Here is a 22,358-nt window from a genome sequence, read left to right on the forward strand (position 1 = left end):
GGCAACATTTGATTTAGCCCGAGAAGGGAGAGGCAATCATGAGCCGGACGATCTGGGTAGGGGCTGTCGCGTACGATCCGAAGGTGGTCGGTATCTGGGAAGGCATGCGACGCTATTTTCACGAGGAAGCGCATCTCCCCGTCGAAGTGGTGTTGTTTCAGAGCTACGAGGCGCAGGTCGCCGCCCTCCTGGCCCAGCCCGGTGATCTGCTGCCGCGCATCGACATCGGATGGAACACGAATCTCGCCTACCTGCAGGCCGACGCCTGGAGCGACAAGCGTTGCCGGCCCATCGCGATGCGCGACAGTGATATAGGCTGGATGACCAAGATCGTCGCGGTCACGGGCGGGCCGATCGCCAGCCTTGCAGATATCAGGAACCGGACGCTGGCCCTTGGCAGCCGCGATAGCGGGCACGCGGCAATTCTCCCGGTCCATTTCCTGCAGCACGAAGGTCTGGTTGAGGCGAAGGACTACCAGACGCTGCGCTTCAACACCGACCTCGGCAAGCACGGGGACACCGGTACGAGCGAGTCCGATGTGGTTCGCGCGGTGCTGGATGGCCGCGCCGATGCCGGCGCGATCGGCAGCCCGTTCTGGAACGCGGTGCGGAGCGAGCGCCTGGTGCCGGAAGGCGCGCTTACCGAAATCTGGACCTCGCGGCCCTACAATCACTGCATGTTCACGGCCCGACCCGATCTGGACCCCGCGCTGGAGCAGCAGTTTGCCACGGCATTGTTCGGCATGAGCTACGACAACCCGGTGCATCGACCTGTGCTCGAGGCGGAAGGCTTGCGTCAATGGATAGCGCCGCAGCTCGAGGCGTACGCAGAATTAAGGGAAGCCTCCACACAGCAAGGATTCTTGAAACGGCCGCCGGCCTAATATCGGTGCAATCAAAATCCGGATTCAGCTCTAAGCACACGCTGCGCCCGCTGTCAGGCGCAATTGAAAATCCTGGCCAACCGGCGCTGATGCTCAAATTCGCGATCGAAGGCGCGACGCACGGCCGCGAAGGATTCGGCGAGCGGAAAAATCTCGCGGCTGACCAGGAGGTCGTTGTCCTCGGCCCCGACAGGATGCCAGAACACGCCGTCCGCCGTGATGGTCACCTCGGGAACAAGGTCGGCCCTGGCCAGAGCGATGCCCTCTGCGGCCGAGCCTCGCAAAGCAATCCGCCGGATCACCCGGTTCTCTTCGCTGACGTGATGGGCGTCCAGGAAGTTGCGGAATTCCTCGGCCTCTGCGTCAGTCGACACCGTCGCCGCCAATCGCACCCGGAATCCTTCGGCACGTGCTTGCTCGATGCCCTTCCAGGCGCGTACCCATGTCCCCTTGCCACGGTGGCTGTCGTGTCGCTCCGGCGTCGGACTGTCGAGACTGATCTGAAATGTAATGCGACCGCGCGGCAACGAGCGCAGCGTTGCGAGCCCGCGCCCGGCAAACAGCATTCCGTTGGTGAGGACCGTGGTCGGCGCCGTTGCAGCGCAGGCGGCAAGAATTTCGCCAATGTCCGGCAGCATGAACGGCTCACCCCCGGTAACAAATATCTCCCTTACGCCGAGCCCTGCGGCTTCGATCGCGATCCGTCGCACCCGCTCGATGCCAAGCGCCCGCCGCGGAGCCTTGGGCGACGAGCGCACACAACAATAGTCACAGCTCAAATTGCAGTCGAAATTGGTGTAAAGCCATAGGCGAGAGCCGACGGGCCGGTCTTCCGCTACATTCTCGGCAGCCTCGCCGTACCGGAGCACCCACCGGGTGCGGCCTTCTTCAACTGCTGTGTGGACAAGACTGTTGCGGGTAAATCGACACCACGCTTCGAGCTCGGGGCCGATGCTGGGATTGCGGCTGATCACGGCCACGAGGTCCCCGTGTCTGCAGCCGCGCAGCGCAGCTATCAAATCCAGCAGCAGGCCCGAGGCAAATGTCTTGCTGCCAGCGTCGAGTTCAACGCCCGTCTTCATGCGCGAACCTAAGAGCCCTGATGACGTTCCACGTAAATCGTACCAGGTTTGCACCAAAAACGATCTCGCCGGAGCGTAATAAACGGGATCAGTGTTCAACAAAAACGCTGCGAAATCAACGAGGCTGATCGATGTCCTCCGTCCTTCTAGAGAATGCGCCAGCCCGGGCCTGCTATGAAACGGGACCCAGCTACTATGTGTGTCGAGCCGTACGCGGACGGGACGAGCGCATCAGCGCGACGAGCGCGGCCTCGACTTCCTTCTGGTTGCGCTCGGACTTCAGCCGCGTCAGCTTGTCTATCTGGAGCCGGCGGACGTTGGTGTTGTCTGCTCTTTCTCCTTCCTGGGACACGTCGATGGAAGACCCAAGAAACGATCACAGCCCCTACCCTCCACTTTCCCAGCCCTGTTGTGCCTGAAGGGAAAATTGACGGAGGGCACAGCAGGGGCATACAAAATATGGCGAGGCCAGCTATGGCCCATTATGGCCGCATATGGCAACAAAGGCCTGCAATGCAGGGACTTTTACAACTTTACTATGGCTTGATTAGGTTGGCTAAGGTCTACGGATTGTGGTTCACACGGGAGAGGTCCAAGGTTCGATCCCTTGTGCGTCCACCACTAAGCCCGTGCAGCACCCCGCGAGCAGGAACGGTTCACCGTTCACGCCCACACTCCGTCCGCTTTCTGAAAACCTTTCGAGACTCGATACGTTCGTCATGGATGTGGCGCGCACATTTCCGGGCAAGCTTTTCATTGCTTCGGAGAGCGAAAGCTCAAGAGGGACCAATGACTGTCGATGTAAGTCAGTGAGGTCCGCGCATCGCAACGCAGTTCAGCGAAATGGATGCACTGCAACATGTGATTGAGCAGTTGACACACCTCTCGCGACACAGTGCTATGCCGAACCGTTTTAGTAAAAGAGTAGGTAACTTCATGAAATACGCGTTCAGCAGATTATTGCCGTTAGTTGCCGTCACAGCTTTTTCGTTAGCGGCCCTGCCAGCCTCAGCCAGCATTTATAACTCGCTCGTTGTCTTTGGCGACAGTCTATCGGACAATGGTAACAACGCCGTCGTGATCGGCACCAATGCCGGACAGACCATTACAGGCAACACCTACGTTCCCAGTCAGCCCTACGGCTCCGGAGTTTACAGCAATGGACCGGTTTGGGCATCGGACGCCGCATCGAAACTCGGCGTAACGCTGCAACCTTCGCTGCTTGGCGGAACGGACTACGCGTATGGGGGCGCGACCACGGGTCCAGCCGGCAACGGCTTTCCTTTCAGCCTGCTCACCCAGGCCAACCAGTACTTGGCCACCAACACCGTCTCCGCCAATGCGCTTTACGTCATCGCCGGCGGTGGCAATGATGCCCGAGCTGCGCTTGGCACGATCGCAGGGTGCCCGGCGTGCCTGGGGCCAACCGTGGCGGCAACGGCGATTCAGTACGCGGCCAATGTCGGCGCGATTGTTGACGCGCTTCAAGCTGCCGGCGCGAAGAACATCGTGGTATGGAACACGCCCAATCTCGGGTTGGCGCCGGCGGTTGCGGCGGCAGGCGCTTCCGGATTGGGGACTTTCCTGGCTGCCAATATGAACGCGGCGCTCGCTGCGCGGCTGGCGGGCGAGTCCGGCGTAACGACCTTTGACATTTTCGGCCTGGGAACGTCGATCGCACTTAATCCAGGAGCGTTTGGTTTTACCGACGTGACCAATGCCTGCGGAGCAGTTGTTGGCGCCAACTGTAACACCTACGCGTATTGGGACGGGATTCATCCGACAGCGGCGGCTCACGCTGTTATCGCCGACGCCTTCCTCGTGGTCGCCGGCGTTCCCGAACCCTCCACCTGGGTCATGATGTTCGTAGGGTTTGCTTGCGTTGGCTTCATGGCCTACCGCCGGCAACAACAGCCAACAGCGCTTGGCGCAGCCTGATCGATCGTCAGCCAGATCAGCGTGCAGAGACCGCCTTCGGGCGGTCTTTTTGTTTGAAGTTCACTTTTGGACGCCGGTCGGATTTGGATAGCAAGATTTGGATGCCAAGTCGGACCACTGAATCTGTCGCATCAGCATCCGTCCGTGGCGTTTGCTGATCGGGCGCAGAGCATGACTGCGCGTGACCGGCGGCAAGGGGGTCGCGCAGAGAAAAAGCTTAAGTCAAATCCCCAGCAGCCAGATCGCGACAATGGTGCCCAATGTCACCAGGCCGCTGATGGTCCATCCGGTTGCGTAGGAGATTTCGTTATCGCCGGTGCCGCGCATTGCGTCGGGGCCGGTGCTTGCTGACCGCCACTGCATGGCATTGCTCCAGAAAGCCTGCCGAGAGGGATAACGTCAGTCCGGGTTCCCGGTTCCGTTCTATTTTTGGCGGCCAGTCAGCGGCGGCCGCCAGATCGGCCTTTACACGCCGGTCGTCACACGAAGGAAAGCCGGCGCGCGTCGGCCGGTGCGATTTCGTTTTCGTCGCCGACGATGATGGTGACTTTCCACCCCTCGCTGGCCCAGACCCGCGCTTTGGCGACCGCTACCAGCATGCTGCTTCGGTCCATCCTGACGGTCTCGTCCTTGCGTTCCGCCACGATCCTGTACGCCATGCCACACCCCCTACGCACGTAGAACTACTGGGGAACGATGTTCGGTTACCGCTTTGTCGGCAATTGGCCGATAATTTGTCCAATCGGCGGCATGGTTAACGGTGGATTAAGGGCTTCGGCGCCCTTTTGGTCCCTATTTGGCGGCTTTTCGCTCAATAAGCGCCGGTTTGGTGACGCCGTCGAGCCCGGTCAGGATCAGGACGGTCAACAGCGCGTTCTGCGGGCCGTACCAGGCGTTAACCGGCTTGTACCATTCGTTGCGGGAGTGCCAGTTGCCGCCCTCCCCGCCGCCGCCGATGGTGACGGCCGGAATGCCGAGCGACATCGCGATGTTGGAATCGGTGCTGGCGCCGCCGAACGTCGCGCGCGAACCGCGGCTGATCGCTCCGACCGCGCGCTGGGTCGCCAGCACGATCGGGGAATCCATCGGAACGATGCCCGCCGGCCGGTCGCCGATCAGCCTGGCCTCGACGGTCATCTTGTCCGATTTCCAGCGCGCGTTTTCATCCGCCACCGCTTCCTTGACGAGTTCGAGCAACCGCGCCTCGAGCTTGAGCAGTTCGTCGGTCGAGTTCGAGCGCATGTCGACGGCCATCCGCGCCTCGGCGGCGATGGCATTGACCGAGGTGCCGCCGGTCACGGTGCCGACGGTGAACGTGGTCTTGGGATCGGAGGGCGGCTGCAGCTCCGAGATCTTTGCAATCGCCCGGCCCATCGCATGGATCGCGCTCGGCAATCCGAACTCCTGGAACGAGTGCCCGCCGGGGCCCTTGAAGGTGAACTCGTAGCGATGGCTGCCGGTCGCCTGGTTGACGACGCGGGTGATGCCGAGCCCGTCGATCGAGATGAAGCCGTCGATATCGGTGTGATCGCGGAACAGAGCCTTGACGCCGCGGAGATTGCCGAGTTCTTCCTCGCCGACCGTGCCGACGAACATGATGTCGCCGACGGTCGCGATCTGGTTTTCGTTCATCGCGTTGATCAGCGACAGCATCGCCGCAAGCCCGCGTGAATCGTCGCCGATGCCGGGCGCGACAATGGCGCCGTCCTTTTCCTTCACGGTGACGTCGGTGCCTTCGGGAAACACCGTGTCGAGATGTGCCGACACCACGAGCTTCGGCCTGCCGCCGCCAGTCCCCTTGCGTAGCGCGATCACATTACCCTCGGCATCGATGGCAGCATCCTTGAAGCCGAGCTCCTGCATCCGCTTCTGATAATATTCGGCGCGGATTTTTTCCTTGAACGGCGGCGCCGGAATTTCGGTGATGCGCTTCTGTTCCGCAAAAGCCCGCTCGTCGTCGGCCTTGATGTCGTCGAGCGACTTGACGATTTTGGGATGGGCGAGAATGGCCTCAAGGTCGGGCGCGGCAGCGGCTTGCGCCCTAACCTCTCGCACCAGCGCGTTCTGCGCGAGGGCGACAAGGGCGATGGCCAGGATCGATCGCGTGAGTGTCATCAAAAATCTCCGTATCACAGGTTTCATCCTGCGCTTAAGCCCGCATCCTTCAGCCGTCCGGCGAACCAGGCGGACAGTGCGTGGTCGAGAACGCCGCTGGTATAGATTTCCGTCACCGTGACCTGCTTCTTGTCCAGCGTCAGCAGCACGCCGACCCAGTAGGCGAACCACAGATGCGGATCGGTCAGCGCCCGCAGCTTGTGCTGGTCATGCTCGAGCGGCTGATGATTGGCCGATTTCCGCACCTCGACCGCGAGCAGATTGTTGGGAATGGCGCGCTGGTGCACCACGATGTCGGGATAGATCGATTTTGCGAGGTGGTCGTCGGTCGAGACGATCGTTCCGTGCGGCAGCCGCAGCGTGCGGTCGCCCAGCCGGTCGAATTCGCAGTCGATCTCCCAGCCCTGGAACTGCTTTTCGAGATGCACCGCCAGCCGGTGCGTCAGCGCGCGCTCGCCGGCCTCCTTTTCGAGCAGAAAGGCTTCGTGCGCATAGAACTCGTGAAGTGCGGTGATGACCTTGTTCAGTTCGGTCTGCATGACGCCTCCCACGAAGGCGAGCGGTAACCGTCGCCTTACATTTGCACTTCGATCAGCCGCGGTCCCGGTTCGGCGATGGCTTCCGCCAGCGCCTTGACGAAATCGTCAACATTGGCGACCGCGCGGCCGGGCACGCCCATGCCCTTGGCGAGCGAAACAAAATCGATGGTCGGGCGGTCGATCTTGAGCATGTCGATCGCCCGCTGGCCCGGCTCGCCGGCGCCGACGCCGTCGAGCTCGCCACGCAATATCTGGTAGATCCGATTGGCAAATACAATCGTGACGACGTTAAGGCCCTCGCGCGCCTGCGTCCACAGCGATTGCAGCGTGTACATCGCGCTGCCGTCGCCGACCATGCAGATCACCTTGCGGTCCGGGCACGCTACCGCAGCACCGGTCGCGACCGGGGTCGAGAAGCCGATCGAGCCGCCCATGTTCTGCAGCCAGTCATGCGGGGCGGCGGCCGCCGTCGGCGGAAAGAAGCCGCGGCCGGTGGTGACGGATTCATCGACCACGATGGCGTTCTCCGGGATCGCCATCGCAATCGCCTGCGCGATCGAGGCATGCGTCAGCGCGCCGGTCGGCTTTGCCAGTTCGACCAGCTTCTGCGGCTGCCGGTCGGACGGCTGCGCGTGAAGCGCGCCGGCCAGCGCCTCCAGGGCAGCAACGGAATTTTCCGCGCCCGAGGTCATGCGGTGCACCTCGCAGCCCTGGGGCTTGAGCATGCTCGGCTTGTTCGGATAGGCGAAGAACGCCACGGGGTCGTTGGCCTCGACCAGCACGATATTCTTGAAGTCTTTCAGGATCGGCAGCGCCTGCTCGATCACGTAAGGGATGCGGTCGATCGCGAACCGGCCCTTGCCGCGCGCCATCCGCGGATTGTAGGTCTGGCCCATCACCTTGCAGCCGGTCTTGCCCGCGATCTGGGCGGCCAGCGCCAGCCCGTGCTCGGTGAGCGCGCTGCCGGTCATCAACAGCAGCGTCGACGCGCCGCCGTTGCGCAGCACCTTGGCGGCATGGTCGACCGCCCGCGCGGAATAATTGGCGCGCTGGCTTTCCACCGGCACCTGGGCGATGCCGTCGGCCTCGTTCCAGGCGGTATCGGCCGGCAAAATCAGGGTGGCGATCTGCGCGCCCTTGGCCGCGGCGATCGCGGCGGCACCGTCGGCGGCTACGGAATTCGCATCCGGCGAAGTCCGCACCCATGATGACATCGGCCGCGCCAGCCCCTCGATATCAGAGGTCAGCGGGGCGTTGTAACCGATGTGATAGGTCGCGTGCTGGCCGACGATGTTGACGATGCCGGAATTGGCCTTCTTGGCGTTGTGCAGATTTGCGAGGCCGTTGGCGAGACCGGGGCCGAGATGCAGCAGGGTCGAAGCCGGCGTGCCCTTCATGCGGTAATAGCCGTCGGCGGCGCCCGTCACCACGCCCTCGAACAGGCCGAGCACGCAACGCATCCCCTCGACCCGATCCAGTGCGGCGACGAAGTGCATCTCCGAGGTGCCGGGATTGGTGAAGCAGACGTCCACGCCGCCTGCGACCAACGTCCGCACCAGACTTTCCGCACCGTTCATGGTCCCGTTTCCCTTCGCGCTTCGTTTCGTGAGCCGCTGACGATCAATCATTGTTCACACGTTTCGTCAAAGGTTTAGCGGAACAATGCAGCCATCGCCTGGAGCATGTTGCCTTTTTTAACCGCCGCATTCGAAAATGGCTGGGGTCACGGCCTCGTTGCTTGCACGATCGCCGCAATTATGGCCTGTGTTCTGCATATTCAGATTTTTTCGCGAGGAAGAGAAAGATGACCCGGGCTTTTGCTTTGCTGTTTGCGGCGCTGACGATGCTGGCGGGGGCCGGCCAGGCGCAAGCCCAAGGTTTTTTTCAATTCGAAGACTCGCGTGACATCATGGGCGGCGGCCCCGGTTTCTTCCGACCCGGCATGCCCAGCGGATCGAGCCCGATCCCGCGCACCACCGTGAACTTTGCCGGCGGGTACACGCCCGGCACGATCTACATCAACACCGCCGAGCGCAGGCTCTATCTCGTGCTCGGTAACGGCCAGGCGATCCGCTACGGCATCGGCGTCGGCCGCGACGGCTTCCGCTGGGGTGGAACCCACCGCATTTCCGCGAAGAAGGAATGGCCGAGCTGGACGCCGCCGGCCCAAATGCTGCGGCGGCGGCCCGACCTGCCGCGCCACATGTCGGGCGGCATCGATAACCCACTCGGCGCGCGGGCGATGTATCTGGGATCGACGCTCTATCGCATCCACGGCTCAAACGAGCCCGAGACAATCGGACAGGCGGTATCGTCCGGATGCTTCCGCATGACCAATGAGGACGTGACCGATCTCTACAGCCGCGTGTCCATCGGCACACCGGTCATCGTGAAGAATTAGGCAGCACCGACATCTCGGCTGCCTTACCGGCTGGCCCTGAACAGGTGATTGGATGGAAAACGAAGCTCGTCGAATCCTGGAATTCCTGGGTCTGTCCGAGCGACTGAAGCGCGAGCTGCGGCATAGCTGGCTATCGGATGGGCGGCGCGAGAGTGTCGCCGAGCATACGTGGCAGATGGCGCTGGTCGCGCTGCTTGCATACCGTCATCTTGAGCATCCCGTCGATATTGGACGCGTGCTCAAGATTATCCTGGTGCACGACCTGGTAGAGGCGTTGGCCGGGGATATCCCCTATTTCGAAGTGGGCGAGCGAAAACAGCTCAAGGCCGAACGCGAACGTGCGGCCATCGAGGAGATCCGAATCCGTGTCGCCGGCGACACTGGACAGGAAATCTTCGAGCTGTGGCACGAATTCGAAGCACATGCGACGGCTGAAGCCAGGTTCGCCACCGCGCTGGATAATCTTGAAGTGCAAATTCAGCACAATCTCGCGGACTTCGGAACGTGGGAGCCGATCGAGTATGATCTGGTCTACACGAAGATGGACGCGCGATGCTCGCACGATGCCTTCCTGACCGCGCTTTGCAATGCCGTAAAGGCGCAGGCCGAGGCCAAGATGGTCGGCGCAGGAATCGACGTGGCCTCGATCAGGGCAAGGGTTGCCGGCAGATAGGACCCCGGCTCCGGCGCACACCTCCTGACTGGCACTGGCGCGAAGGAACTCGCACCGCGCCGCCGGCAATCGCCTGAACAACCCTTTGAACAACCCTTGCACGCACGCGCCGATTGCTGCAGCGTCGTTTGAATGCGCACGCCTCGCCGATTCCTGTACTTGCGGACGCTCGCGGCGGCCCTGAGCGCTGTTGCGCTTGGCGAAATCTTCATGCCGTGCGTGGCTTTCGCCGACATTCCCGCCATCGCGCAGCGCCAGCGCACCGAGAAAAAGACCTTCACGGACAGCGAGATCGTCGAGGGCTTTCTGAAAACCGCGTTCGGCGCCGAATATCATCTCGCCGGCCGCGTCGACCGCATCCGCAAATATGACGGGCCGGTGCGGGTGTTTGCCGATGGCACCCGGACCGACCGCAAGGCGCAGCTTTCGAAAATCGTGGCCGACATCGCCGCGCGCGTTCAGCACCTCGACATCGCCATGGCCGGCAGCCTCGAAGACGCCAATGTGCAGGTCAAGCTGGTGCGCGACCGCGATCTCCAGCGCACCATCGCAACTTTCTACGGCAGCGAACGGGCAAAAGAGATTCGCTCCTCGCTCGACCCGCAATGCCTGTCGGGCTTTCGCAAGAACGAGAAGTTCGAAATCGAGCATTCCGACGTGATCCTCACCGTCGACAATGGCGACTTCGTCTTCTTCGACTGCGCTTATGAGGAATTGCTGCAATCGCTGGGACCGATCAACGATACGGCGAGCGTGCCCTGGACCATGTTCAACGACAATGTGTCGATGGGGTATTTCGACGTCTACGACCAGTATCTCCTGAACCTTCTCTATGATCCCCGGATCAAGGCCGGCATGACCGTGCAGGAGGTCAAGGAGGTGCTGCCGGATGTGCTGGCCGACGTGCGCGCATGGGTACGCAAGGTCAACAACCTGCCGTAGGTGACGGGCCGCCCGAAATTCTTCGTTACGCGCTGCGAGTTCCCCTGGAGCGGCAGTTGAAGGTCCGGCGCCCCCGCAATTCACCTTTTTTTCAATGACAACGCAAAGTTTTATTTACGAAAGATTGTGACTTCCAAGAGCAAATCCTGTCTAATGGGATTCATGGGCGCTTTCTATAAGTTTTTCAAATGAACGACCTGCCACGTATTCAAGCCTTGCGCTGCTTCATCACCGTGGCCCGCGAAGGCACGGTTTCGCGCGCGGCCACCTTGCTGCATCTGACCCAGCCCGCCGTCAGCCTTCAGCTGAAGGGGCTGGAAGAGAGCACCGGCTTGCAGCTTTTCAACCGTACGCCGGGCGGCTTTACCCTGACCGAAGCGGGCGCCACCTTGCTGCCGCTGGCGCACCGGACGGTATCGGCGTCGGCGGATTTCAGGACGGCGGCAGATTCCCTGCGCGAATCGCTGCGGGAAACACTGCGCGTCGGCACGATCCTGGATCCGGAGTCGATCCGGCTGGGCCCGTTCGTGCGAAGCCTCGCCACTTCCTCGAAGAAGACCGAAGTCTTCCTCCGCTACGGCTTGAGCGACGACGTGCTGGCGCAGATCGGAAAAGGCGAGCTCGACGTCGGATACTATGTCGATGCCACGCCTCCCGAACGCCTCGCGTCGGGGATGATGCTGCCCGAACGCACCATCGACGATGGCAAGTTCCAGCTCATGCCGCTGACGCGTTACGACTACCGCGTGATCGCCCCTCGCGAGTGGAGCGACAAGGTGCTGGGAAAGGACTGGGCGGACCTCGCCGATCTGCCCTGGGTTGCAACGCCGCACACCTCGGCGCATCGGAGGCTGATCGACGACGTCTTCCGGGCAGTGGGGGCATTGCCGAAACGCGTCGCCTTCGCCGAACAGGAAGAGGCCATGATCGAGTTCGTCGAAGCCGGCACCTGCCTCAGCCTCGCCCGCGACTGCGTGCTCGACCGCATCACGCGCAACCGGAATTTCGTGATTGCCGACAAGTTGGCGCTGACCTGCGACCTCAGTTTCGCCTGCCTGACGTCGCGGCGTCGCGAGCCGATGATCTCGCAAGCCTTCGCGGCAATGCAGGCGGTATGGGAGCTGAACCCGGGCGGCGCCGCGCCGATCGAAGCGGCGCGATCGCGGAAAAGCGCCCGGCGATAGCCTGATCGGCTCAGATTTTGGCCGGATCAGATTTGGCCGGGCCAGGCTTGGCCGGGCCAGACTTGCCTCCGTCAAATTTGCCATCGCAGATCGATTTCAGCGATCGCCATTCCTCTGATGTCAGCAGCGGCGGCCCGCTTGCTGACCGGTCTTCCCGGCTCATCCGGGCCAGCCGGTCCTCGCTCAGGGGATGGGTGGAGATGATGGAGAGCCCCTTGCTCTCCTTGCCGGTGACCCGGAGCAGCAATTCCCCGGTCGGCTTCGCCGGCCGGCCCAGCCGGTGCATGACGTCGATGGCAAAATCGTCGGCATTGGTCTCGGCCTCGCGCGAATGCGACGACGTCACCAGCGTGCGCGAGCCGAAGATCAGCGCGCTGGAGCCGGTGATGTCGCCGAACAGCAATCCGATCAGGAATGACGTGCTGCCGTCGCGGATCAGTCCGCGCATGCTGTCGCGATGCTTGAGATGGCCGAGTTCATGGGCCAGCACGCCCGCGATTTCGTCGGCGTTGTCGGCCTTCGCCAGCAATCCGTCGAACAGATAGACCTTGCCGCCCGGCAGTGCGAAGGCATTGGGAATCGGACTCGACAGCACGCCCGACTGCACCGAGGTATCGAGGCCGGCGGATTCGCGAATTGAAGTGACGAGCTTGACGAAAGCCCTCTGCCCGGCGGCATTGTCGCAAACCTTGGCATTGAACATCGTCTTGATCTGGCTGTCGGCGACATCGCCGAGCCGCCGCTCGAACGCTTCGGGCACCAGCGGCGTGAGGCGATCGGCGATCAGCGGAAGTCCGAACAGCACCACGGCAACGATAGAAATCGCGGCCGCGAGCGACCAACCGACAATGACGGCAACGCCGCGGCGGCCGGGCGTGTTCTCATCCAGTTTGGCGCAGCGTGAGACGAACTCGGCCGCAAGCGCGTTGTCGCGAACCTCCAGCCGCGCCAACGCAGGTGCGCTCAGGCAGCCGAGGCGCAGCATGCCTGAAGGGCTGTCGGCGCGGCGGATGTCGGCATAGTCCCACGCCGCAAGCGTCTGCTCACCTTCGATGATTTCGAGCCGGTCGGAGAATTGCAGCGCAACCGCGCGGCGCCGGCTCGACGTCCCGTCGAAATAGATCGCTGCGTTGGCCGATGGTGTTTTCGAAATCTCTGGCGCGTCGCTATCCATGATCATCCACGCTTTCGCTAGAATCCGCCGACATCGAGACCGTCAGCAAACCCTTCACCGAGCGCGTTGGCGAGGTCGCCCCGCGCCGCAACGTTGGCGGCGGCCTCGAGACCGCTGATGTTGACCGAGCCCAGCACAATCACCCAGAGATCGCGGGTCAGATAGACCCGGATCACGACATTGAACGCAAGCGCCAGCGTCAAATAGCCCAGCCCTAGCAGCACCAGCAGTGGAATGCTCCTCATCGATTCCGGCGTCTTGAAAAACTCCGTCAATCCCTCACCGCCGATGCTGGCGACCATCACCGTGCACAGGGCCAGATAGGCCGCGAAGACCAGCCCGAGCACGACGATCCAGCCGATCACTTTCCAGTACAGCCCGATCAAGGCGCTCTTCGGCAATGACGATTCCAGACGCACACCGCCGAACCGGATGCCCGAGAGCCACCAGCGCCATTCGATGGCTTTGAAAATCCCATAAAGAAAGGGCGTAACGATCGGTATGAGGAGTGCAGCGCCAAAAACAACCTTGGCCAGCGGCAGAAGGGCCGGATACCATTTGGCGAGTGGAACTGTAACAAACAGCACAATCAGCGTAACCATGGCGACCAGCCACAGCCACCAGCCGCGCTTGAAAAATCCCCAGCCGCGGCCCTCAAAACTCCCCTGCAGATCGCCGTAGTAGGAGTGCCGCATCTTGTAGCGCTCGAGCGCGGCCGCGCGCCACGGCAGCGCCAGCCCAAGGGTTACCGTCGACAACAGGCCCCACAGGGACGCCTGCAACGCATATATCCATCCCGAACCGCTCATCCAGAAGCGCACGCCGCGCCATACCGTGCGCGTCAGGCGATAGCGCCGCGCGCGGTAGATCGCGAACTGCCCGAACAGATAGAAGAAGGCAATCAGCGGGATGCTGGCGAACGCCTTCAGGCGCTCGGCCTCCAGGCCGATCAGAAAATAGCCGAGGTAGATCGGCATCAGGATCGCGAGCGCGACCAGAAATCCGATCAGCAATTCCTTGCCGCGGCCGGTGTACTCCGCAGCGTCGCCATCGACCACGGTGTTGGCCCAGAGATGGCGGCGGATATCGGTGAGCAGCCAGAATCTATAGAATCCGAGGGTGACGAATTCCAGTCCGGCACCGCGCCTGGCGAGACGGAAAAATTCGCCGCGGCTGCCGGAAAACGCCACCGGCGGCGGAGGCACGGGTAAAGGCGGCGGTATCGGCGGCCCCAGCGGGGTCCAGCTCATCTGGTTCACGGTTCAACTCCAGCGCGAGGGTGGCCGATCAAACCACAAATTTGTCGGCCGTAGTGTGACCCAGGTCCCACACGTGAAGCGTTTTCGGACGAAGTGGATAACAAAGAATCCAGAGCTTCGATTCTGATTTAATCAGAACCGGAGCTCTACGCCGTTTTTTCAAACAGCTCCCGCCCGATCAGCATGCGGCGGATTTCGCTGGTGCCGGCGCCGATCTCGTAAAGTTTGGCGTCGCGCAGCAGCCGCCCGGTCGGGTAGTCGTTGATATAGCCGTTGCCGCCCAAAAGCTGGATGGCGTCGAGCGCGCATTGGGTGGCCTTTTCCGCCGCATAGAGAATGGCGCCGGCAGCGTCCTCGCGCGTGGTCTCGCCGCGGTCGCAAGCCTTTGCCACCGCATACACATAGGCGCGCGAGGCGTTCATCGTGGTGTACATGTCGGCGATCTTGCCCTGCACCAGTTGGAAGCTGCCGATCGGCTCGCCGAACTGCTTGCGCTCGTGCACGTAGGGCAGCACCACGTCCATGCAGGCCTGCATGATGCCGATCGGGCCCGCCGCCAGCACCGCGCGCTCATAATCGAGGCCGCTCATCAGCACATTGACGCCGCGGCCGACCTCGCTCAGCACGTTCTCCTCGGGCACCTCGCAATCCTCGAACACCAGTTCGCAGGTGTCGGAGCCGCGCATGCCGAGCTTGTCGAGCTTCTGCGCGGTGGAAAATCCTTTCATGCCCTTTTCGATGATGAAGGCGGTCATGCCGCGCGGGCCGGCGTTGGCGTCGGTTTTGGCATAGACCACCAGCGTATCGGCCTCCGGGCCGTTGGTGATCCACATCTTGTTGCCGTTGAGCACGAAGCGGTCGCCCTTCTTGTCGGCGCGGGTCTTCATCGAGACCACGTCGCTTCCAGCGCCGGGTTCGGACATCGCCAGCGAACCGACATGCTCGCCGGAGATCAGCTTTGGCAGGTATTTCCGCTTCTGCGCCTCGTTGCCGTTGCGGCGGATCTGGTTGACGCAGAGGTTGGAATGCGCGCCGTAGGACAGGCCGACCGCGGCCGAGGCCCGCGACATTTCTTCCAGTGCGATGCAGTGCTCGAGATAGCCGAGGCCAGACCCGCCATATTCCTCCTCGACGGTGATGCCGTGCAGGCCGAGCGCGCCGATCCTGGGCCAGAGATCCCTGGGGAACTGGTTGCTGCGGTCGATTTCGGCGGCGCGCGGCGCGATTTCGTTCTGCGAAAACGCATGTACCGTCTCGCGGATAGCATCCGCGGTCTCGCCGAGATCGAAGTTGAGCATCCGATGGGCGTTGGGGATCATGGTCGCCTCCCGGCGGAATTAAACGTTGTTTCAAACAGCCTTAGTCCCCGGAAATGTCCTTGTCACGAGGCGAAATGCGCTCGCTTGGCCCCGAGGCGGCCACCGTGCCGATGCGGCCAAATGCACTCAACTCGTCCTTGCGCCGGCGCACGGCTCGGGATGTAATAGGGTAAAACATCGCCCCTCCGGCATGCTTCGGCGGAGGAACAGCCAGGGAGAGGCCCATGCACGGAACCATCGATCTCGCCGGAGATTCCCATCTGCGCGCCGCGCGCGAGCGGGCTCAGTCGATTCCGCTCGCTGATTTCGACGTCAGCCATCCCGAGTTGTTCAAGACCGACTCGTTCTGGCCGTATTTCGATCGGCTGCGCCGGGAAGACCCGGTGCATTATTGCAAGGACAGCATGTTCGGGCCGTATTGGTCGGTGACCAAGTACAACGACATCATGGACATCGAGACCAACCACGCGGTGTTCTCGTCCGCGGCGTCGCTCGGCGGCATCACCATCCGCGACATCGCGCCCGACCTGCGCCGCGAGAGTTTCATCGCCATGGACCAGCCGCGCCACTCCGCGCAGCGCAAGACGGTGGCGCCGATGTTCACGCCCACCCATCTCGACCAGCTTGCGATCAACATCCGCAAGCGCTCCGCCGAATGCCTCGACAACCTTCCGAAGAACGAGGTGTTCGACTGGGTCGACCAGGTCTCGATCGAGCTCACCACGCAGATGCTCGCGGTGCTGTTCGACTTCCCCTGGGAGGACCGCCGCAAGCTGACGCGCTGGTCCGACGTCGCGACCACCCTTCCCGGCCCCGGCGGCCTCGTCGCTACCGAGGAGGAACGCCAGGCCGAGTTGATGGAATGCGCGACCTATTTCGCAAAACTCTGGAAGGAGCGTATCAGCCAGCCGCCGAAGAGCGACTTGCTGTCGATGATGGCGCACAGCGACGCCACTCGCGACATGGACCCGAAGAATTTTCTCGGCAATCTGATCCTGCTGATCGTCGGCGGCAACGACACCACCCGCAACACGCTGTCGGGCAGCGTCTATGCACTGAACAAGAATCCCGACCAGTACCGCAAGCTGCGCGACAATCCCGAGCTGATCGACAGTTTCGTGCCTGAGGTGATCCGCTGGCAGACGCCGCTGGCGCATATGCGCCGCACCGCGCTCGAAGACGTCGAGTTCCGCAGCCGGCAGATCAAAAAGGGCGACAAGGTCGTGATGTGGTACGTCTCCGGCAACCGCGACGAGGACGTGATCGAACGTCCCTACGAATTTATCATTGATCGCGCCCGGCCGCGCACCCACGTTTCCTTCGGCTTCGGCATCCACCGCTGCGTCGGAATCCGGCTGGCCGAGCTACAACTAAAGATTATATGGGAGGAAATTCTCAAGCGCTTCGAGAATATTGAGATGGTCGGAGAACCCAAGCGGGTGTATTCGAGTTTTGTCAAAGGCTACGAGACCCTGCCGGTCCGGATCGCCGGCTAAAGCCCTATCACCCGGGATGATCGAAAAATGAACGTCCAGACATCAATCAGAGCCGACAGGAAAGAGCTTCTGCGCGCCGCGCGCGAGGAAGCCTATTCGACGCCGCTGAAGGATTTTCATCCCGGTGCGCCAAAGCTGTTCCAGAACGACACCCTGTGGCCGTGGTTCGAGCGGCTGCGCAAGGAAGAGCCGGTGCATTACTGCACCAACTCGCCGATCGAGCCCTATTGGTCGGTGACAAAATACAACGACATCATGCATGTCGATACCAACCACGGCATGTTCTCTTCCGACTCGACACTCGGCGGCATCTCGATCCGTGACGTGCCGCCCGGCTACGACTATCCGAGCTTCATCGCGATGGATCAGCCGCGGCATTCGGCGCAGCGCAAGACGGTGTCGCCGATGTTCACGCCGACGCATCTGGATGAGCTGGCGAAACTGATCCGCGAGCGCTCGCAAAAGGTGCTGGACAATCTGCCGCGCAACGAGACTTTCAACTTCGTCGAGCGCGTCTCGATCGAACTGACCACGCAGATGCTGGCGACACTGTTCGATTTCCCCTGGGAGGAGCGGCGCAAGCTGACACGCTGGTCCGACGTCTCGACCGCGCTGCCCAAGAGCGGCGTCGTGGAATCGCCCGAGCAGCGGCGCCAGGAGATGGATGAATGCTACGCCTATTTCTCAAAGCTCTGGAACGAGCGCGTCAATGCGCCGCCGAAGAACGACCTGCTGTCGATGATGGCGCATAGCGACGCGACGCGGCACATGGACCCGGACAATCTGATGGGCAACATCATCCTGTTGATCGTCGGCGGCAACGACACCACCCGCAACACCATGAGCGGCTCGGTGCTGGCGCTGAACGAGCACCCGGACCAGTACCAGAAGCTGCGCGAAAACCCGGCGCTGATCGATTCCATGGTGCCGGAAGTGATCCGCTGGCAGACGCCGCTCGCCCATATGCGCCGCACCGCTCTGGTCGACACCGAGATCGGCGGCAAGAAGATCAAGAAGGGCGACCGCGTCGTGATGTGGTACGTCTCGGGCAACCGCGACGAGGAGGGCATCGAGCGTCCCGACGAGTTCATCATCGACCGCGCCCGGCCCCGCACCCATCTGTCGTTCGGCTTCGGCATTCACCGCTGCGTCGGCATGCGGCTCGCCGAACTGCAATTGAAGATCGTGTGGCAGGAAATGCTCAAGCGCTTCGACCGCATCGAGGTGGTCGGCGAGCCGAAGCGGGTCTATTCGAGCTTCGTGCGCGGCATCGAGCAACTGCCGGTGCGCATTCCCGGCTGATGGGTACCGAGCTAAATCCGCCCGAGCTTGCGGAGGCGATCAACGCCAAGGTCTTCAAGGCGCGGCGGGTTTCCGCATCGTGGCCGTGAAGCCGGGGTATGCTTGCGCGGGCGATGAGTTCGATGCCGGCGGGGCTGAGGAAGTTGACCTTGATCTCGACGGTGACGCCGATCTTGCCTTTGCGGGCCGCGCTGAGGCTCTTTCTTGTAACGGTGCGGGAAGCCTCGTTGGTCCACCGCTTTCCGAAACACAGGCGTGAGAGGGCTCCAATATCCGGCCTAGCTTGCGAAGCCGATGAGTGACGGCGGCTCACTTCCGATCAACGGAATGGTGATCAGCACAATAGGCGACGTGGGGGGAATTTTCTTTGCGCGTGCGTTGGCACGTCAGGTGTTGGAGCCGCGCGACTTCACAAGCCACACCAGGGCAATAGCCAGCAAACCTGTGCCGATTACAAGCCAAAGTGAGGCCTGTCTGCCGGCGAGCGTATAGGCCAGCAGGAAGCACACAAACCACATTGCGCCGACAGCTGGAGCGATGGTGCGGAGATGCGTTGGCATTGGGACGCTCGAACCACTTTTGATTGTACTTCAGGCTTCACATACAGCGCCTCCATGACAGGTGAAAAAGCGGCATATCACAATTTTTGGTTGAAACGGGCCATTGACAACAATTTATATTCGCGAGTCCCGATAGTGGGTCAGGTGTTCGAAGTCTGCTTCGCCTCAATGATCCGAGATCGCCGGACCGCTTGGCAGGTCCGCTGAGCGTTGGTGTCGGCCCGAGTCTGGCATGCGCTATCGGGATAGCTCTCTGGCTCCTGATCGGGGCAGCCACGGCATACGCGATCCGGGGTTAAGACAAGCAAGATGTCTGCGTCGGGTCATTCGTCTCGGTGGGGCCGCGCATAGCCGAGGTCCGCTCTGCCCCATCGACTGCATCGTCAGATCGGCCCGGCAGGTCGGTTTCGCGCCAGAGGGCCAAAACCATTTTCGCAACTTTCCGCTCGACCGCGGAAATAACCGGAAAGCAGAATATCAGTCTCCCCACATTGATATGTAGCCCGCGAGGGGCTTGCTTCAAGCCCCCGGGCATCCCGTAAAAGCCTGCCGAAGCCAATTGCAACGGAGGGACGAAATGGGTGCGGCAAAGACCGAGCACGCGGTGGTGATCGTCGGCGGAGGTCCGACAGGACTGATGTTGGCAGGCGAGTTGGCGTTGGCGGGCATCGAAATTGCGATTGTCGAGCGGCGCGCCAGCCAGGAGTTCGCTGGCTCGCGCGCGGGCGGTCTGCACGCGCGCACGATCGAGGTGCTCGATCAGCGAGGCATCGCCGATCGGTTCCTCTCGGAGGGACAGGTGGCGCAGGTGGCGGCGTTCGCCGGAGTCTCTTTGGACATCAGCGACTTTCCCACCAGGCACAATTACGGGCTCGGGCTGTGGCAGAACCACATCGAACGCATCCTGGCCGGCTGGGTCGGGGAGCTGGCGGTCACGATCCATCGCGGAATTGAGGTGACCGGTATCGCGCAGGACGATAGCGGCGTGGAGATCGCGCTGTCCGACGGCGGATCGCTGCGGGCGGAGTATGTCGTCGGCTGCGATGGAGGACGCAGCCTGATCCGTAAAGCCGCTGGCATCGCGTTTCCGGGATGGGATCCGACCGTCAGCAACCTGATCGCAGAAGTCGAGGTGGCCGAGGAGCCGAAATGGGGCATCCACCGTGATGCCTTAGGCGTCCATGGCTTCGGAAAGTTGAAGTACGAGATCCGCGATGGCGAGGTGGTCTACATGGATGGGGGACCGGCACGGGTCATGGTGACCGAACGGCACGTCGGGGCCGCCGGCGAACCCACCTTGCGCGATCTCAGCGAGGCGCTCATCGCCGTCTACGGGACCGATTACGGGATCCACAGTCCGACCTGGATTTCGCGATTCACCGATATGGCCCGGCAGGCAGCTTCCTATCGCAAGGGACGGGTGCTGCTGGCCGGCGACGCCGCGCACGTGCATTACCCGACGGGCGGACAGGGCCTCAACCTCGGTGTGCAGGATGCGGTGAACCTCGGATGGAAGCTGGCCCAGGTCGTCAGGAAGACGTCGCCGGAAAGCCTCCTCGATACCTACCATGCCGAGCGGCACCCGATCGCCGCCACCGTGTTGCGCAACACGATGGCGCAAGTCGCGCTGCTCCGCACCGATGATCGCACCAACGCCTTGCGCGAGACCATCTCCGAGCTGCTGGGCATTGACGAGCCTCGCAAGCGGGTCGCCGCTATGATGTCTGGTCTCGGCATTCATTACGACCTCGGCGAGGGACACAAGCTGCTCGGACGCCGCATGCCCGATCTCGACCTGGTCACCGCCAGCGGCCCGCTGCGGGTCTTCACGCTGCTGCACGAGGCGCGGCCGGTGTTGCTCAACCTCGGTGAGCCCGGCGGCTTCGACATCACGCCATGGGCGGATCGGGTTTGGCTTGTCGACGCCAAATGCGTTGGTCCGTGGGAGCTTCCGGTGCTTGGCGCGGTCACGGCCCCCGACGCCGTGCTAATTCGGCCCGACGGATATGTAGCCTGGGTGGGGGATTCAACCCGGTCGGGGCCCGCTGACGCGCTAACCACCTGGTTCGGACCGCCTGCCGCGGCGTAGCCGACAGGTTTCGCGGAAGCGTCCCGGGCAGTCGTTGTTTGAGATCTGCGCCTCGTCGTTTGCAGAGGATGGCAGAAGCTGCGGCGGACTCCATTGACGGCGTCGACCAGGCACACGACATATCCCGTACCGTCGATCCGGGTCACTGCTCGGGAGCAAGATATGAACGCGCCGCCAAACATCGATCCCGTCCCCGCACATTCTGACGACGACGTTGTGCACTGGCTGACAAACGGTACGCGCGATGAGCGCTTCCTTGACAATATTTTTGCTGAACTGTGTGTCCGGCTCCAGCGAGCGGGCATTCCCGTCAAGCGGGCGACGCTTCATCTCCTGATCTACCATCCGCAGTGGCTTGGCGCCCGGATCATGTGGGCCGACGGGATGCGCGAGGCCGAGCTTGCGAGGGTCGACTACGATGTCAGGGAGCGATCCGAATACATCGGTAGTCCCGCCAACGAAATCCATGACGGCGCCACCGAGGTGCGCGAGAATCTCGAACGCGACCCGTCGCTGGGCCGCAAGCACGCCATCTATGGCGAGATGCGGGCGAAAGGCCTGACCGACTATGTGGCGTGGCCGCTGTACCATACGCTCGGCAAGCGGCATATCGTGACCTTTGCAACCGATCGGCCAGGTGGTTTCGACGACGCGCATATCGCCCGCCTGTTGAAGCTGTTGCCGGTTCTCGCGCTGGTCAGCGAAATCCGCATGAAAAACCGGCTGGCGCGAACGCTGCTCGAAACCTATGTCGGGACACATGCCGGCGAACTCATTCTGGCCGGCGCCACCAGGCGCGGCAGCGGGACGACGGTGCGCGCCGCGATCATGATCTGCGATCTGCGTGATTTCACCCGGATTTCCGACAACTGGCCGCGCGATGACGTCATCGATCTTCTCAACGGCTATTTCGACGCGATGTCGGAGCCGATTGCGCGACATGGCGGGGAAATTCTGAAATTCATCGGCGACGGCCTGCTCGCCATTTTTCCGCTCAGCCAGCCCCAAGCCTGCGCAAATCTGCTGCATGCCGTGGCCGAAGCCCGCAAGGCCATGGTTGCCCTGAACGAAAAGAACGGCGAAACCGGTCGTGCGCCGCTGAATTACGGCATCGGCGTCCACGTCGGAGACGTCATGTACGGCAATATCGGGTCGCGTACCCGGCTCGACTTCACCGTCATCGGTCCCGCGGTCAACATGGCTTCGCGTCTCGAAACCCTCACCAAACAATTGGGCAGAACGGTGCTGCTGTCCCGCGCGTTCGCCGACTTCGTCGAACGCGATTTCGATCTCGAACACGTCGGCGAACATCCGGTCCGCGGCTTCAACGACCCAATCGAGCTGTTTGCGTATCACGGCTGAAACCCGCTTCCGTAGCGGACGCGCGTTGAGCATTTCTCC

General features: G+C 62.2%; 20 protein-coding genes. 10 read left to right on the forward strand and 10 right to left on the reverse strand.

Going from position 1 to position 22,358, the window contains the following annotated elements; all coding sequences use genetic code 11:
• The first annotated feature begins 38 nt into the window (after positions 1-38).
• Positions 39-884, forward strand: a complete 846-nt coding sequence (locus V1293_RS16890) for a phosphate/phosphite/phosphonate ABC transporter substrate-binding protein (protein ID WP_334511023.1) — start codon at positions 39-41, stop codon at positions 882-884.
• Between the two features lie 53 nt (positions 885-937).
• Here the strand turns inward: V1293_RS16890 and V1293_RS16895 are convergent, their stop codons facing one another.
• Entirely contained in the window at positions 938-2,065 is a 1,128-nt protein-coding gene (locus V1293_RS16895) for an Rv1681 family radical SAM protein (RefSeq protein WP_334511024.1), read from the reverse strand.
• Between the two features lie 837 nt (positions 2,066-2,902).
• On the opposite strand from V1293_RS16895, the gene V1293_RS16900 reads away from it, so the two are divergent.
• Positions 2,903-3,904 (forward strand): SGNH/GDSL hydrolase family protein, encoded by a 1,002-nt coding sequence (locus V1293_RS16900; RefSeq protein ID WP_334511025.1) that lies wholly within the window; start codon positions 2,903-2,905, stop codon positions 3,902-3,904.
• A gap of 222 nt (positions 3,905-4,126) precedes the next feature.
• Here the strand turns inward: V1293_RS16900 and V1293_RS16905 are convergent, their stop codons facing one another.
• The 5 genes from V1293_RS16905 to V1293_RS16925 form a co-directional block, all read right to left on the reverse strand.
• Positions 4,127-4,267 carry a hypothetical protein gene (locus tag V1293_RS16905; RefSeq protein ID WP_334517075.1) on the reverse strand — a complete coding sequence of 47 codons (141 nt, stop codon included), beginning with the start codon at positions 4,265-4,267 and terminating at the stop codon, positions 4,127-4,129.
• Between the two features lie 116 nt (positions 4,268-4,383).
• Complete coding sequence (locus V1293_RS16910) at positions 4,384-4,563, reverse strand: hypothetical protein (RefSeq protein WP_141686714.1); 180 nt, start codon at positions 4,561-4,563, stop codon at positions 4,384-4,386.
• A gap of 133 nt (positions 4,564-4,696) precedes the next feature.
• The gene (locus V1293_RS16915) at positions 4,697-6,019 is read right to left on the reverse strand and encodes a M20/M25/M40 family metallo-hydrolase (RefSeq protein ID WP_334511026.1); all 1,323 of its coding nucleotides are present in this window, start codon (positions 6,017-6,019) and stop codon (positions 4,697-4,699) included.
• A gap of 23 nt (positions 6,020-6,042) precedes the next feature.
• Positions 6,043-6,558: a hypothetical protein gene (locus V1293_RS16920; RefSeq protein WP_334511027.1), complete on the reverse strand. Its 516-nt coding sequence runs from the start codon at positions 6,556-6,558 to the stop codon at positions 6,043-6,045.
• 35 nt (positions 6,559-6,593) lie between these two features.
• Entirely contained in the window at positions 6,594-8,135 is a 1,542-nt protein-coding gene (locus V1293_RS16925; protein ID WP_334511028.1) for an acetolactate synthase large subunit, read from the reverse strand.
• A 227-nt stretch (positions 8,136-8,362) separates the two neighbouring features.
• Between V1293_RS16925 and V1293_RS16930 the strand changes: the two genes are divergently transcribed.
• The 4 genes from V1293_RS16930 to V1293_RS16945 all read left to right on the forward strand — a co-directional run bounded on the left by V1293_RS16930 (position 8,363) and on the right by V1293_RS16945 (position 11,758).
• Positions 8,363-8,959: a L,D-transpeptidase gene (locus V1293_RS16930; protein ID WP_334511029.1), complete on the forward strand. Its 597-nt coding sequence runs from the start codon at positions 8,363-8,365 to the stop codon at positions 8,957-8,959.
• 52 nt (positions 8,960-9,011) lie between these two features.
• On the forward strand, positions 9,012-9,632 hold the full coding sequence (locus V1293_RS16935) for an HD domain-containing protein (RefSeq protein ID WP_334511030.1): 621 nt from the start codon (positions 9,012-9,014) through the stop codon (positions 9,630-9,632).
• Between the two features lie 210 nt (positions 9,633-9,842).
• Positions 9,843-10,574 (forward strand): DUF2927 domain-containing protein, encoded by a 732-nt coding sequence (locus V1293_RS16940; RefSeq protein WP_334516755.1) that lies wholly within the window; start codon positions 9,843-9,845, stop codon positions 10,572-10,574.
• A 188-nt stretch (positions 10,575-10,762) separates the two neighbouring features.
• Positions 10,763-11,758, forward strand: a complete 996-nt coding sequence (locus tag V1293_RS16945; protein ID WP_334511031.1) for a LysR family transcriptional regulator — start codon at positions 10,763-10,765, stop codon at positions 11,756-11,758.
• Between the two features lie 10 nt (positions 11,759-11,768).
• On the opposite strand, the gene V1293_RS16950 is transcribed toward V1293_RS16945, so the two are convergent.
• The 3 genes from V1293_RS16950 to V1293_RS16960 form a co-directional block, all read right to left on the reverse strand.
• The gene (locus V1293_RS16950; protein WP_334516757.1) at positions 11,769-12,932 is read right to left on the reverse strand and encodes a M48 family metallopeptidase; all 1,164 of its coding nucleotides are present in this window, start codon (positions 12,930-12,932) and stop codon (positions 11,769-11,771) included.
• Between the two features lie 17 nt (positions 12,933-12,949).
• Positions 12,950-14,182 carry a DUF898 family protein gene (locus tag V1293_RS16955; protein ID WP_442894356.1) on the reverse strand — a complete coding sequence of 411 codons (1,233 nt, stop codon included), beginning with the start codon at positions 14,180-14,182 and terminating at the stop codon, positions 12,950-12,952.
• A gap of 155 nt (positions 14,183-14,337) precedes the next feature.
• Entirely contained in the window at positions 14,338-15,510 is a 1,173-nt protein-coding gene (locus V1293_RS16960) for an isovaleryl-CoA dehydrogenase (RefSeq protein WP_334511033.1), read from the reverse strand.
• 224 nt (positions 15,511-15,734) lie between these two features.
• Here V1293_RS16960 and V1293_RS16965 point away from each other — a divergent pair, with 224 nt between their 5' ends.
• Together V1293_RS16965 and V1293_RS16970 are read left to right on the forward strand one after the other, a co-directional pair.
• Positions 15,735-17,006, forward strand: a complete 1,272-nt coding sequence (locus V1293_RS16965; protein ID WP_334511034.1) for a cytochrome P450 — start codon at positions 15,735-15,737, stop codon at positions 17,004-17,006.
• A gap of 27 nt (positions 17,007-17,033) precedes the next feature.
• Entirely contained in the window at positions 17,034-18,308 is a 1,275-nt protein-coding gene (locus tag V1293_RS16970; protein ID WP_334511035.1) for a cytochrome P450, read from the forward strand.
• Positions 18,309-18,694: 386 nt separating this feature from the next.
• On the opposite strand, the gene V1293_RS16975 is transcribed toward V1293_RS16970, so the two are convergent.
• Complete coding sequence (locus V1293_RS16975; protein WP_334511036.1) at positions 18,695-18,868, reverse strand: hypothetical protein; 174 nt, start codon at positions 18,866-18,868, stop codon at positions 18,695-18,697.
• 577 nt (positions 18,869-19,445) lie between these two features.
• Between V1293_RS16975 and V1293_RS16980 the strand changes: the two genes are divergently transcribed.
• Both V1293_RS16980 and V1293_RS16985 read left to right on the forward strand, forming a co-directional pair.
• Positions 19,446-20,957, forward strand: coding sequence for an FAD-dependent monooxygenase (locus tag V1293_RS16980; protein ID WP_334511037.1), 1,512 nt, complete (start codon positions 19,446-19,448; stop codon positions 20,955-20,957).
• Positions 20,958-21,119: 162 nt separating this feature from the next.
• Positions 21,120-22,319 carry an adenylate/guanylate cyclase domain-containing protein gene (locus V1293_RS16985; protein WP_334511038.1) on the forward strand — a complete coding sequence of 400 codons (1,200 nt, stop codon included), beginning with the start codon at positions 21,120-21,122 and terminating at the stop codon, positions 22,317-22,319.
• Positions 22,320-22,358: the final 39 nt, after the last annotated feature.

Source organism: Bradyrhizobium sp. AZCC 1693, assembly GCF_036924745.1.
Lineage (GTDB): Bacteria > Pseudomonadota > Alphaproteobacteria > Rhizobiales > Xanthobacteraceae > Bradyrhizobium.